This window comes from Nonomuraea turkmeniaca (assembly GCF_005889735.1).
In the GTDB taxonomy this organism is placed as follows: domain Bacteria; phylum Actinomycetota; class Actinomycetes; order Streptosporangiales; family Streptosporangiaceae; genus Nonomuraea; species Nonomuraea turkmeniaca.
Map to the genome: position 1 here is coordinate 1 of NZ_VCKY01000133.1, position 12,930 is coordinate 12,930.

The 12,930-nt window shown below is 69.2% G+C and carries 13 protein-coding genes and 1 riboswitch; of the genes, 8 read left to right on the forward strand and 5 right to left on the reverse strand.

Translation table 11 applies throughout. The annotated features are described in order from the left end of the window. Positions 1–867, reverse strand: an 867-nt coding sequence (locus ETD86_RS32315) for a hemolysin family protein (RefSeq protein WP_138670449.1), incomplete at its 3' end; no start/stop codon positions are given. A 263-nt stretch (positions 868–1,130) separates the two neighbouring features. Between ETD86_RS32315 and ETD86_RS32320 the strand changes: the two genes are divergently transcribed. After that, positions 1,131–2,417 (forward strand): LCP family protein, encoded by a 1,287-nt coding sequence (locus ETD86_RS32320; protein ID WP_246148532.1) that lies wholly within the window; start codon positions 1,131–1,133, stop codon positions 2,415–2,417. A gap of 85 nt (positions 2,418–2,502) precedes the next feature. Here ETD86_RS32320 and ETD86_RS32325 read toward each other — a convergent pair whose 3' ends face one another. Then, positions 2,503–3,153, reverse strand: a complete 651-nt coding sequence (locus tag ETD86_RS32325; RefSeq protein ID WP_138670450.1) for a GOLPH3/VPS74 family protein — start codon at positions 3,151–3,153, stop codon at positions 2,503–2,505. Positions 3,154–3,176: 23 nt separating this feature from the next. Here ETD86_RS32325 and ETD86_RS32330 point away from each other — a divergent pair, with 23 nt between their 5' ends. After that, complete coding sequence (locus tag ETD86_RS32330; RefSeq protein ID WP_138670451.1) at positions 3,177–3,782, forward strand: TenA family protein; 606 nt, start codon at positions 3,177–3,179, stop codon at positions 3,780–3,782. Between the two features lie 46 nt (positions 3,783–3,828). Further along, positions 3,829–4,707 (forward strand): Fpg/Nei family DNA glycosylase, encoded by an 879-nt coding sequence (locus ETD86_RS32335; RefSeq protein WP_138670452.1) that lies wholly within the window; start codon positions 3,829–3,831, stop codon positions 4,705–4,707. A gap of 665 nt (positions 4,708–5,372) precedes the next feature. Here ETD86_RS32335 and ETD86_RS32340 read toward each other — a convergent pair. Beyond that, a complete protein-coding gene (locus tag ETD86_RS32340) occupies positions 5,373–6,773 on the reverse strand; it encodes an MFS transporter (protein WP_138670453.1) in 1,401 nt (466 codons plus the stop codon). A 90-nt stretch (positions 6,774–6,863) separates the two neighbouring features. On the opposite strand from ETD86_RS32340, the gene ETD86_RS32345 reads away from it, so the two are divergent. From ETD86_RS32345 to ETD86_RS32355, 3 genes are all read left to right on the forward strand, one after another. Beyond that, positions 6,864–7,283: a winged helix-turn-helix transcriptional regulator gene (locus tag ETD86_RS32345; protein WP_342779325.1), complete on the forward strand. Its 420-nt coding sequence runs from the start codon at positions 6,864–6,866 to the stop codon at positions 7,281–7,283. Between the two features lie 86 nt (positions 7,284–7,369). Beyond that, a complete protein-coding gene (locus ETD86_RS32350) occupies positions 7,370–7,693 on the forward strand; it encodes a rhodanese-like domain-containing protein (protein WP_138670455.1) in 324 nt (107 codons plus the stop codon). Positions 7,694–7,733: 40 nt separating this feature from the next. Further along, positions 7,734–7,847: riboswitch (TPP riboswitch) on the forward strand. Continuing rightward, positions 7,838–9,172: a purine-cytosine permease family protein gene (locus ETD86_RS32355; protein WP_138670456.1), complete on the forward strand. Its 1,335-nt coding sequence runs from the start codon at positions 7,838–7,840 to the stop codon at positions 9,170–9,172. Its footprint overlaps the riboswitch before it by 10 nt. Here ETD86_RS32355 and ETD86_RS32360 read toward each other — a convergent pair. Next, the gene (locus ETD86_RS32360) at positions 9,135–9,710 is read right to left on the reverse strand and encodes a methylated-DNA--[protein]-cysteine S-methyltransferase (RefSeq protein WP_138670457.1); all 576 of its coding nucleotides are present in this window, start codon (positions 9,708–9,710) and stop codon (positions 9,135–9,137) included. The two genes, ETD86_RS32355 and ETD86_RS32360, sit on opposite strands and share 38 nt — an antisense overlap. A 96-nt stretch (positions 9,711–9,806) precedes the next feature. Here ETD86_RS32360 and ETD86_RS32365 point away from each other — a divergent pair, with 96 nt between their 5' ends. Next, positions 9,807–11,675, forward strand: coding sequence for a sensor histidine kinase (locus ETD86_RS32365; protein ID WP_138670458.1), 1,869 nt, complete (start codon positions 9,807–9,809; stop codon positions 11,673–11,675). A 137-nt stretch (positions 11,676–11,812) separates the two neighbouring features. Then, the gene (locus ETD86_RS32370; RefSeq protein WP_138670459.1) at positions 11,813–12,250 is read left to right on the forward strand and encodes an ATP-binding protein; all 438 of its coding nucleotides are present in this window, start codon (positions 11,813–11,815) and stop codon (positions 12,248–12,250) included. Here the strand turns inward: ETD86_RS32370 and ETD86_RS32375 are convergent. Beyond that, positions 12,234–12,875: a YidC/Oxa1 family membrane protein insertase gene (locus tag ETD86_RS32375; protein ID WP_138670460.1), complete on the reverse strand. Its 642-nt coding sequence runs from the start codon at positions 12,873–12,875 to the stop codon at positions 12,234–12,236. The genes ETD86_RS32370 and ETD86_RS32375 overlap by 17 nt on opposite strands. Positions 12,876–12,930 lie beyond the last annotated feature (55 nt).

Genomic DNA, 12,930 nt, shown 5'->3' on the forward strand with positions numbered 1-12,930 from the left:
GACCAGGAGGGCGGGGCGGGTGATCGTGCTGATGTCGCCTTCGTTCACGTCTGATGTGAGGAGCTCGCGGACGCCTGTCACGCCGAGCACGTCGCCCTCGGCGCCGAGCACCGGGTAGCGGGAGTGGCCGCGCCGGCGCATGACCGCGAGCAGGTCGGAGATCGGCTGAGTGTCGCGGAGCACGACGACACGCGGGCGGGGGACCATGATCTCCTCCGCGGTGCGGTCGCCGAACTCCAGGGCGCGTTCCAGGAGTTCGGACAGGGGTTGGGGGAGCTCGCCGGCTCTCTTCGACTCTTCGATGATGCGGGACAGCTCCTCGGGGGTCGCGCCGTGCTCCACCTCCTCCACCGGCTCGATGCCGACGCGCCTGAGCAGGCCCGTGGCGGCCGAGTCGAACAGGCGCACCACGGGGCCGACCACGGCCAAGTAGGCCAGGGTCGCGCTCGCCAGGGACTTGGCCACCGGCTCTGGGCGGGAGATGCCCAGGTTCTTCGGCGCCAGCTCGCCCAGGACCATTTGCACCACCGTGGCCACGAGCACGCCGGTCGCCACTGAGATGCCGGAGATCATGGTGGTGGACAGTCCGGTGTCCTCCAGCCAGGGGCGGACGAGCACCGAGATCGCCGGCTCGGCCAGGAAGCCGACCAGCAGGGCCGTCACCGTGATGCCCAGCTGGGCGCCGGAGAGCATGAAGGACAGCCGCGAGGCCACCTGGAGTGCCTTCTCGGCGGACTTGTCGCCGGCGGCGGCCTGCTCACGGAGTATGCCGCGATCCGCGGCGACGAAGGCGAACTCCTGAGCGACGAAGAAACCCGTTGCCGCGGTCAGGAGGAACAGGGCCAACAGCCCGAAATAGACGCTCACCGCAGTGAGCCCTCAGAGGAACCCGTGCCCCAGCACGGGCAAAGACTCCACGGGTCCGGAGCGGACACGATCATCCCTTCGATAGCGGTCGTCCCTAACCTAACGACACGGGCGGCGACTATGTTTCCACGGTCACTATGTGTGATGACTTCTGGCGGATCCGCTGGTTCTCGGTAGTTTTCCCTAGACAAAGCTTTGGCGGGGGTCTGCACTTGCCGGGGGTTCGACGTACCGTCTATGGCAAGCGAAGGGAAGAAGGCGACGTGACTGAGGACGACCGGACGAGGGCCATGCGCTCGCCAGGCGACGGCCGCCCGCTGCCACCGAGGCCCTCCGACGGACTGCGTTCCGGCGGTGCGCCTGCCTATCAGGTGCCGGCCGGCGGGGCGGGAGCGCCCACGCACAAGCTTCCCGTCGCTTCGCAGGTCCCTGAAGCGCCGGCTCCGCGGACCGTCCCCGGAGGGTCGGGAGACGAGCCACCCCGGGCCGGCTCGCGTGTGTACGGGCGGGAGCGGTCGGGCAGCAGCCCGGTCAAGCCGCTGCGGTCCGGCCGCGAGCCGTCGCAGCGGGCCCCCAGAGGGCCGCGCAAGCGGCCGTCGGGCAAGACGATACTGAAGATCGTCGCCGGGCTGCTGGCGGTGCTGCTGGTGGCGGCCGTGGGCATGTTCTTCTGGATCGACTCCCGGTTGAGCGGGATCGACGGGGTCCTCGACGACTACGAGGGCCGACCGGCCGACACTCCGGGCACCAACTGGCTGCTCGTGGGCTCCGACAGCCGCAAGGGCCTGTCGGCGGCCGAGCGTAAGAAGCTTCGCACCGGGCGCGCCGTCGGGCAGCGTACGGACTCGATGATGTTGCTGCACATCCCCGAGGGCAGCGACAAGCCGACGCTGGTCAGCCTGCCCCGCGACTCGGCCGTCACCATCCCCGGCAAGGGGCGCGACAAGCTCAACTCCGCCTACGCGCTCGGCGGGCCGAAGCTGCTGGCCCGCACCGTGGAGACGGTCACGGGGATATACATCGACAATTACATGGAGATCGGGTTCGCCGGTTTCGTGGACATCGTGGACGCCATCGGCGGCGTCGAGATCAACGTACGTGCCGCCGTGGACGACCCGCTGGCGGGGCTCAAGCTGAAGAAGGGCACGCAGGTGCTCAACGGCGCCCAGGCGCTCGGCTACGTACGGACCCGCAAGGGCGGCGCCCTTCCCGACTTCGAGCGGACCAAGCGGCAGCGGCAGTTCCTGGGGGCGGTCGTGAAGAAGGCGGCCAGTCCGGGGATCCTGCTCAATCCGTTCACGTCGATTCCGCTGGCCATGAGCGCCACGGACGCGGTTCAGGTCGACTCCGGCACGGGGGCGTTCGACATGCTCTCGCTGGGGCTGGCCATGGGTGACAGTCCGGTGACGACGGTGGTGCCGTTCGGCGGGGAGGAGCCCGTGCCGAGCGGGGGCACGGCGATCAAGTGGGACCGGAACAAGGCCCTGGCGCTCTTCGACGCGCTGAAGAACGACAAGCCGGTCCCGAAGAACGTCCTCGACGCCGGCTGATTCATCCGGTTCGTCCATGTCACGCCGGGGTGTTGGCGCACCCCGGCGGACGTGGAGTCGGAGGGCGGTCGGGTGAGATGCCGGGCTAGCCGGAGGAGGCGACGGTTGCGGCCGTGGCGGCGGAGATCGCCGCTATGGCGGCCGCGTTGATGGCGGCGATGGTCTTGGCGACCGCGTCGCCTGCCCAGGCGCCCTCGGCGATCTCCTTGACGCGTGCCTTGCTCGCTCCAGGGAATGCCTTGCGATCCAGCTTGGCCGCGTGCATGATCGCGATCAGGACGGCCGAGCGGGCGTCCGGGTCCGCGCCCGCGAGCACGGCGGACACCCGCTCACGGACGTTCGCCTCGACTCCTGGCTGCGCCTCCGGCCAGCGGGTGATCGGGAAGATACTCAGCACCTTGCTCCGCTCCTCGGTCAGCACGCCTGCCGCGGCCAGCTTGGTGAGCAGGCGCTTGCGTAGCTTGGCCGACTTCAGCCGCTGCACCCACCACTCGGGTTTGCGGTCCTTGCGCTCCGCGGCGATGCGGGTGAGCGTGGCGTCCAGCTCGTCGTCGCCGAGCGGGGCCGGGTCCTTGAGCGTGACCTTCTTGCCGGACAGCTCCACACGATCCGCGACGGCGAGCTCGGCCAGGATCGCGCCCGCCAGCGCCGGGTCGAGCTGCATCGAGTTGATGAGCGGCTTGCCGGCCTCGTTGTAGGCCAGCAGGAGGAGTTCCTCGGCGATCGTCACCGTCATGATTCGACACTAATCTCCCAGCCATGACTTTGTCGGAGACGTTGCACGCCGTCGGTCGCCCGCTGCTCCAGGCGCAGCTGGAGCATCCCACCGTGGCCGGGATCGCACGGGGCGACCTGGCCGAGCCAGTGTTCAGGTCGTGGCTGGAGCAGGACTACCTGTTCCTGCTGGACTACGTGCGGGTGTTCGCCCGGCTGGCCTGGCAGGCGCCCGACGCGCATCTGGGCGATCTGGTGGATCTGGCGCACTCGACGTTCCACGACGAGTTGAGCCTGCATCGGTCGTTGTCGGCGGAGTTCGGGGCGGATCTGGACGGGGCGGTGAAGGGGCCGGCGTGCGCGGCGTACACGGCTTTCCTGCTGGAGTCGGCCGCGTCGTACGGGGAAGGGCTGGCGGCGCTCTATCCGTGCATGTGGGGGTATTCGAGCCTCGGGCGGATCCTGGCGGAGAATCCGCCTGCCGAGCCGCGGTACCGGGCATGGGTGGACACGTACGCGGATCCGGGGTTCGCGGCGCTGACGGTGCGGATCGCGCAGATGATCGATGAGGCCGGCCCGGATCCGGCGCGGGCGGAGGCGCTGTTCAGGGAAGGGATGGCGCACGAGCTGGCCTTCTGGGACGTGCCGTAGTTTCCACAGGCTGTGGACGGCCGGGTGTGCGCCGTACCCTGGTGGCATGCCGGAACTTCCCGAAGTGGAGTCTCTGGCCCACTTCCTGCGCGAACGGGCGGTGGGCCGCACCATCCTGGGTGTCGACGTGGTCGCCATCCAGGCGCTCAAGACGTTCGACCCGCCGGTCGGCGCGCTCGGCGGGCTGACCGTGACCGCCGTGGCCAGGCACGGCAAGTTCCTCGATCTCGACTGCGACGGGTTGCACCTGGTCATCCATCTGGCCCGTGCTGGGTGGCTGCGGTGGCGCGAGGATCTGTCCGGGGCGAAGCCGGTCCGTCCGGGGAAGGGGCCGCTCGCGGTGCGGGTGCGGCTGGCGCCCGATGACGAGGGCATGGCGCCCGGGTTCGAGCTGACCGAGGCGGGGACGCAGAAGCGCCTCGCCGTCTACGTCACGAAAAATCCGGACGACGTCCCCGGCGTCGCCGCCCTCGGCCCCGATCCCCTCGTCGAGTCCTTCACCGTGGAGGCGCTCAAGCGGATCGTGGGCGGCAACCGTACCCAGATCAAGGGGCTGCTGCGCGACCAGAAGATCATCGCGGGGATCGGGAACGCTTACTCCGACGAGGTGCTGCACGCGGCCAAGATGTCACCGTTCAAGATCGCGGCTACGTTGACGGACGCTCAGATCGCTGATCTGCACGAAGCCATCGTCGTCACGCTGGGGGAGGCGGTCGAGCGGGCGCACGGGCTGGCGGCCAAGGACCTCAAGGCGGAGAAGAAGTCGGGGCTTCGGGTGCACAACCGGGCGGGGCAGCCGTGTGATGTGTGCGGTGACACGATCCGCGAGGTGTCGTTCGCCGACTCGTCGCTCCAGTACTGCCCCACCTGCCAGACCGGCGGCAAGCCGCTTGCCGATCGGCGCCTTTCCCGTCTCCTCAAGTAGCCCATTTTTTACTTTTTACGGTCGCCCGGCGTCACCGCACGCGCCGACTTTCGTTTCCGTCTGTCATGGCCGGTCGTGAAGGCTCACGGGTGGCTCGCCGTGACGGAGCGCCTGGTTGGCCGGGTTCCGTGGTCCGGGGGTGGGGCGCTGTGCTTCGTTGCGCCGGGCCCCGCCGCACGCCGACCCGGCGACCCGGAGCCCATGCTGCCCCCGCCCGTCCAGACGGCCTCTTTCGCTCGGCCTGCTCACCCGGCTTCCTTCCCGCCGGGCTTTTCCTTGCCCGGCCTGCCCGCCCGGCCAAAGCCCGCCCCGTTCGGCCCATTCGGCCTGCCCACCCCGTTCGGCCCATTCGGCCTGCCCGGACCGTTTGGGTGGCCTCCGGCCCGTTCGGGTGGCCTCCAGCCCGTTCAGGCGGTCTCGGGACCGCCCGGACGGCTCGCGTTCGTTCGGACGGCCTGGCGCGTGTGGATGGCCTTGCCCAACGGTGTGTTGCCTGCTGGATGGGTTGGCGGTGGCAGGGGTGCTCGGTCGACGGGCCGCCGTCGGTGGGTGTCGGCTGAACGGGCGCCGATGTGGTGCCCATGCCACCCCTCGCCCTTCGGATGGCCTTGCCCAGGGCGAGGGTGGCCGACACAGGCGGGTCGTGTGGTTCTCGGGTGGTGCCGTCAGGCCTTGACCGGGACTCGGTCGCTTGTTCGTGTGCGGGTGCGGAGGCCGATGGTGGCGATGGCCGCGGCCAGCAAGGTGGCGGTCACCGGGGCCACCAGGGCGGTGCGCAGGGCGGTCAGGCCTGCTTGCGGGCTGGTTTCGGCAGCAAGGGCGGCTACGTTGATCGCTGTTACCGCCGACAGGCCCAGGGCGGCGCCGAACTGGAAGGAAGAGTTGATGAGGCCGCCGGCCAAGCCCTGTTCGTGCTCGGCGATGCCGTCCGTGGCCACGATGGTGAGCGGGCCGTACACGAAGGCGAACATCAGGCCGATGAGCAGCATCGACGGCAGCATGGCCGCATACGTCCAGTCCAGGCCGACGCCCAGGAACAACCCGTACGCCAGCAGGCCCGACAGCAGCCCGCCCAGGACGACCTTGGCGTTGCCGTACCGGTTGACGAGCCACGGCGTGAGCGTCGGGGCGAGCACCACGTCGGCGGCGGCCGCCAGCAGGGCCAGACCCGTCTGGATGGTGGACCATCCGCGTAGCTCCTGCAGGTAGAGCGTGACCAGGAACTGGAAGCCGAAGAACGAGGCGGTCAGCAGGGCGGCCATCAGGTTGGCCCGGACCAATGGGCCCGACCTGAGGATGCCGAGGCGGACCAGCGGGCTGGCGGAGCGGCGCTCCACGGTGGCGAAGGCCGCCAGCAGGGCCAGGCCGCCGGCGAAGGCCGCGACGGTCAGCGGCCACCCGTCGGCCGGGTGCTCCAGCCGTACGACGCCGTAGACGAGCAGCATCATCGCGCCCGTGATGGTGACGGCGCCCGCCAGGTCGAAGCCCTGGACCGGAGTCCGGTCGGTGACCGGCTCCTTGATCAGGGGGATCGCGACGGCCAGGATCAGCCCCGACATCAGCACCGGCGCGAAGAAGACCCAGCGCCAGCCGAGCGCCGTCAGCAGGCCGCCGATCACCAGGCCGAGCGCGAAGCCGCCCGCGGCCGTCCCCGCGTAGATCAGCAGGGCCTTGTTGCGCAGCCGGCCTTCGGGGAACGTCGTGGTGATCAAGGACAGGCCGGCCGGAGTCATGAAGGCGGCGGCGACTCCGGTGACGAAACGCGCGATCAGCAGAACCCAGCCCTCGTCCGCGAAGCCGCCGAGGCCGGAGAACACCAAGAACACCCCGAGCCAGAGCAGGAACATCCGGCGACGGCCCAACAGGTCGGCCGCGCGGCCGCCGAGCAGCATGAAACCGCCGTAGCCGAGCACGTACGCGCTCACGACCCCGCTCAGCATGCCCGTGGACAACCCCAGGTCGGCCCGGATGGACGGGAGTGCGACGTTCAGCATGGCCACGTCGATGCCCTCGAGAAAAATGGCGCCGCACAAGACGGCGAGTACGCCCCAGGAACGGGCAGGCATGACAAACCCCCGGTTACGTATAGGCAGTCGGTTCTCTCTTGTAACCGTCCACATCTTGGGCCAACATGAAATGTCATGGAAGACGGCACTTTGAGATCACTCAGTTACTGCGAGAGCACCGTGGACGACGACTACGACGTGCGCCAGTGGGACACCCGGGAGGACTGCGAGGTCCGCCAGATACTCGACCGCATCGCGGACAAGTGGTCGCTACTGGTCATCGCGCTGCTCGACTGCCAGAGCCTGCGTTTCACCCAGTTGCGCCGCGAGATCGATGGCGTCAGCCAGCGCATGCTCAGCGTGACCCTGCGTCATCTGGAACGCGACGGGCTGCTGTCCCGCACGGTCCACCCCGTGGTGCCGCCCAGGGTGGACTACGCGTTGACGCCGCTCGGCCGTACGCTGCACCAGACGATCAAAGCGCTGGTCACGTGGACCGAGGAGCACCAGGCGGAGATCGCGACGGCGCGTGCCGAGTACGACACACGTGCTCATGGCCCCACTCAGTGAGGTGGGGGCTCGGTCGCCGGACGCCGCCGCCCCCGGTCGCACCTCCTCCAGGCGGCGGCACTTCCTCGCCGCGAGATGATGGAGACATGACTGTTCCTGAGATCGAGGCCACTGCCCTTCCTGGTGACGCCTACCTGCTTGACGTACGGGAGCAGGATGAGTGGGTGGCCGGCCATGCCCCTGACGCCGTGCACATTCCCATGACCCAGATCCAGCAGCGGGTCGACGAGGTGCCCGGCGACCGGACGGTCTACGTCGTCTGCCGGGTGGGCGGCCGGTCGCTGCAGGTCGCGGCCTGGCTCAACCAGCTCGGGCGGGATGCGGTCAACGTCGGTGGCGGCATGCAGTCGTGGGAGGCCGCGCGCCGCCCGATGGTCAGCGAGACCGGACAGCAACCTTTCGTGGCCTAACGCGCGGTTCGCCCTTTATGGCATCATGAGGGCGCTAACTTCAGATTGTCGCGGGAGCTCGGGGTGCCGGGCTGAGAGGGCAGCTATCCATCCGCTGCCGACCGCCTGAACCTGTCCGGGTAATGCCGGCGTAGGGAGTGTGCGATGACGCATGTCGCCGACGAAGTTCCGCTGACCCTCGAAGGAACGCCCCCCAAAACGCTCGGCGTCCTCGACCAAGGCGCGCTCTGGGCGAACCTCGGCGTCAGTCTCCTGGGTTTCTCCTTTGCCCTCTACCTGATCGACCCGCTCGGCAACGCACCGCTCAGCGTGGGCGCCGCGCTCACCGCCACCGTGGTCGGCAGCCTGATCGGCACGTCCATGGTGGGCCTGGCGGCCATCCCCGGCACGCAGACCGGGCAGCCCTCGATGGTGCTGCTGCGCGGCCTGTTCGGGGCCAAGGCGTCGTACGTGCCCACGATGCTGAACATCGTCCAGATGCTCGGCTGGGGCGCCTTCGAGCTCTGGGTGATCGCCGAGGCCGCCGGCGCTATCTTCGGCGGCGTGCCGTACGCGGTGTGGGTGATCGCGGCCGGGGCGCTCACCACGGTGCTGTCGATCTGGCCGCTCGGGGCGGTACGCGTGCTGCGGCGCTACGTCACCATCGGTGTCATCGTGGCGATGATCTGGTTCACCTGGTTCCTGGTGTCCGAGGCCCCCACGCAGACCGGCGGGAGCTGGACCGCCTTCCCCGCCGCCGTCGACTTCGTCATCGCGCTGTCGGTGTCGTGGGTGCCGATGGCCGCGGACTTCGCCCGGCACTCCAGGTCCAGCAAGGCAGCCTTCACCGGTGTGGTCGGTGGCTATACGCTGGCCCAGGTCGCCTGCCTCGGACTCGGCGTCTACGCGGTCGCCATCGCCGGGGCCGACGCGGTGAAGGCCGATGGCACGGCGGTGTTCGCCCCGTTCGTGGCGGTGCCGCTGGGTGCGTTGTTCTTCGCCATCCTGGTGCTGCGCGAGACCGACCAGTCCTTCGCCAACGTCTACTCCACCACCATGTCGCTGCAGAACCTCATGCCGCGCGTGGACCGGCGGGTCTTCTCGACCGCCATCGGGGTGGTCACCATCGCGATCGCGCTGGTCGTGGACGTCAATTCGTACGGCGCGTTCCTCACCGTGATCGGGGCGGTCTTCGTGCCGATGTTCGCGGTGCTCGCCGTGGATTACTTCGTCTTCGCCCGCTCCGACCGCTGGGACACCGCCGAGAACGCGCCCTCGCGCTGGTCGATGCTGGTGCCGTGGGTCTTGGGCTTCGTGGCCTACTGGCTGACGACCTCGTCGCTGACCGTCCCCGCCTGGGACGAGCTCTGGGCGAGCGTCCGCGCGGCCATCGGGTTCACCCGGGAGCCGTGGATGAACGGCGCGCTCGGCGGGGCCTTGGTGGCCGCGCTGGTGACGCTGCTCATCGGCCTGCTGCTGCGGCGCGCTGTTCGACGTTGAGCAGGTGCTGCTTGGCGGCCGGGCCGCCCGCGTAGTCGCCGATCGTGCCGTCCTCACGCACCACCCGGTGGCACGGCACGATCACGCAGACGGGGTTGGAGGCCAGCGCGTTGCCGATCGCCCGCAACGCGCGCGGCCTGCCGATGCTCACGCCGATCGCCTCCAGCGTCGTGGTCGTGCCGTACGGCACCGCCATGGTCTTCTGCAGCACCGTACGCGCGAAGGGCGTGGCCAGCGCCAGGTCGACCGGCGTGGCGAAGGCGCGCAGGCGGCTGGAGAAGTAGGCGTCCAACTCCCTGCGCACCGGGTCGAGCCGGCGCGGGTCCGGGCCGATGAACCTGCCCACATGCCTGGTGACCAGCTCGAAGACGTCGTTCTCCGGCTCGAAGGAGCAGGCGGCGATGCCCTTGCCGGTCACGGCGAGCACCAACTGGCCCAGCGCGCCGTCATATTTGCCGAAGGCGATGTCCGGCGGCGTCTCGCCCCGATAGGTGGGAGAGGTCACACGCAGCAGGGCATCCAGATCGCCGCTCGCCATGCCCCCACCCTTCCCCGCGACAGAGAAATCGCCGTGACCGCAGCGTATCGGACGGATCGCCCGACGCACCCACCTCGCCACGGGCACTATGGAGGTGTGGGGGACCAATGGGCCGGTAGTGACGATGAGATAGCCCGCGCGGTGCTCGCCAGCTCGCCCAACGCCGTCGTGGCGCTCGACAGGGACCAGAGCGTGCTGGTCTGGAACGACGCCGCCGAGCGGCTCTTCGGGTGGACGGCCAAGGAGATGCTCGGCCGCAGGGCGCCGATCGTGCCCGCGGAGCTGACCGCCGAGCTCAACGCCGTGCTCGAACGCGTGCGTACCGGCGGTCAGGTGTCCCTGCGCACCAAACGCCTGCACAGCGATGGCAGCGTGGTCGACGTGCGGGTCGACATCAGCGCGTTGCGGCTGGGCAGCGCCGTGGCCGGGTACGTGTGCGTGCACCACTTGGCCAGGGCCGACGAGGTCGCCAAGAACCGGATGGCGCGCCGCGCCAGGCTCGTGCGCAGGCTGACCGACGTGGTCGGCGACATCAACTCCGAGCTGGAGCTGTCGGCCGTGCTGGACCGGATCTCGGCCAGTCTCACCGAGCTGACCGGGGCGGACGCGGGTGGGTTCGTGCTGATCGAGGGGGAGCGGCTGCGGCTGGTGAGCACGTACCAGCTGCCGGAGTCGATCAGAGGGACCACCACCGACTTGCGCACGAGCCTCGTGGACCGGCTCTTACGAACCGGCAAGACCGTCCTGTTGCAGTCGAACGAGCTCGACGAGCTGGTGTGGGCGCGGTTGAAGGGGCTGCACACGATCGCGCTCGGCCTGGCCGCCGTCGGCGGGCGGCCGTATGGCGCGCTCTACGCGCTGTTCTCCCGGCGCACGCCGGGGCATCTCGAACTCGAGCTGCTGGAGTTGCTGGCCGGACACGCGGGCATCGCCGTCGGCAACGCGGTCGCCTACCAGGAGGCGGTCCGCCAGCGGGCGCACGAACAGGCCGTCTTCGACGCCAGTGCCGACGGGATCGCCGTGGTCGACGAGGCCGGGCGCGTCGTGCGATGGAACCCGGCCGCCGCAGAGATCACCGCGTTCCCCGCCGACGCCGTCATCGGTGGGCCGCCGCCGTTCCCGTTGCCCGAGGCGGGGGAGAAGCTCACCTACCAGATGGGGAGTGGACGGTGGCTGGACGTGGTGAGCGCCCGGGTCGAGGAGACCGGCGAGGTCGTCGTCGACTTCCGCGACGTGACCGCGGCCAAGGAGCTGGAGGAGGCCAAGGATCTGTTCCTGGCAACGACCAGTCATGAGCTGCGGACGCCGATCACGATCGTGCGGGGGTTCGCGAGCACGCTGGACTCGCGCTGGGACAAGATGAGCGATCCCGAGCGGCGCTCGGCCGTGCACACGATCGCCGAGCGGGCCAGGTCGCTGGGGCAGCTCATGGACCACCTGCTGCTGGGCGCCAGGGCGGGCGCGGACGAGCTCAAGGTGCGGATCGAGACGTTCGACCTGGCCGACCGCATTCACGCGGCCACGCTGGGGCTGCCCTCGTTGTCGGACAAGCATCGGGTGGAGGTCGTGCTTCCCGACAAGCTGCCGCAGGTGCTCGGCGACGCGCTCGCCACGGACATCGTGCTGGGACAGCTGCTGGAGAACGCGTTCAAGTACTCGCCGAAGGGCGGGCTGATCAGCGTCGAGGCCTGGCAGGAGGACGACAACGTGGTCGTGGTGGTCGACGACGAGGGCGTCGGCATCGCCCCGCCGGACCGCGAGCGGATCTTTGAGAGATTCGTGCAAGTGGACAGCGGCGACCGGAGAAGGTTTGGTGGAGTAGGGCTCGGTCTCTACATCGTCCGCAGCCTCGCCAGAGCACAGGAAGGCGATGTGAGCGCTCATCCGAGACCTGGAGGTGGCACCAGGATGCGGCTCGTTCTGCGATGCGCTTCCCCTATCGGATCCGACACACCGGTGCGGTAACGAGGTGGTCACGGTTGAGCTGACCTATCGTCCAATGTGTACAAGCTGTGATCGAGATGCGGTTTCTGGGATCGAGTAACGGGGCATTTCGGTCGTACCGGGGTAGTGTTCCCGCGGGGGGCACAGGGAGCGGGGAGGTGGGTGTGTCAAGCGTGGTGCTGCTGCCGTACGCGCCGTCCAGCGTCGCCGTCGCCCGCCAGCGTCTGAGCACTGACCTGCAGGAAAATGGGGTCTTTTCCACGGCGATCGACGATGCGGTGCTGGTGGTGAGCGAGTTGCTGAGCAACGCGCTGCGGCATGCGCATCCGCTGCCGTCGGGCATGGTGAGAGTCGCCTGGCTGCGCAGTGACGATCACATCGAGGTGGCGGTCAGCGACGGGGGCGCGGCGACCGAGCCGCGGGCCGGCCGCCCGACCCTGTCCTCGCTGGGGGGCCGGGGGCTCGGCATCGTGGAGTACGTGGCGGAGAGCTGGGGGGTACGTCACGACGGGGACACCACGACGGTGTGGGCCATCCTGCCCGCCCCGAAAGGATCGCTGAACGGGCAGGTCGCGGCGCTCAAAGAGGCCGGCTAGCCAGCACGGCGCGCTCGCCCGTCGCCCATGCCGTGGACACCAGCAGGTAAAGCCCGGCCGCCAGCGGAAGCACGAGCGCCGCCAGCACGGAGCCGTACGGCAGCAGTCGCATGATCCTTCTCATCACCTCAGGCTGCTCCTCGGGAACCTTGATCTGCCGTGCCGACAGCCATGCCACCGCTGTGACCAGTGCGATGACCAGAAAAAAGACCAAAACTGGGGCACTGGCCAGACCGTAATTGGCCACCAAGCCGGCCACCTGATGCCCCAGCGGTGCGCCGAAAAGGTCATGACCGGCCAGCGCCGTAGGATGCGTGGCCACCCGGTACATCAGCCACATGAACGGCAGCTGCGCCAGCATCGGCAGGAACCCGGCGAACGGCGAACTGCCTTCCTTCGCGTAGAGCGCCCGCGTCTCCTCGACCAGCCGCTCAGGCTTACGCGCGTAGCGTTTCTGCAGCTCGCGAAGCTTGGGAGCCAGGCGCTCGCGGATCTTCACCGTACGGGCCTGCCGGACGTTGAGCGGCAGCAGCGCGAACCGGACCGCCACCGTGAACAGCACGATGGCGAGCGCGGCGTTGCCCCCGGACATGCCGATGACGAACGTGACAAGAGAATCGATCATGAGCCCTTCAATCAAGGAGAAGTGAATCAGGGCTCACGTACGGGCGAGCCCCGCT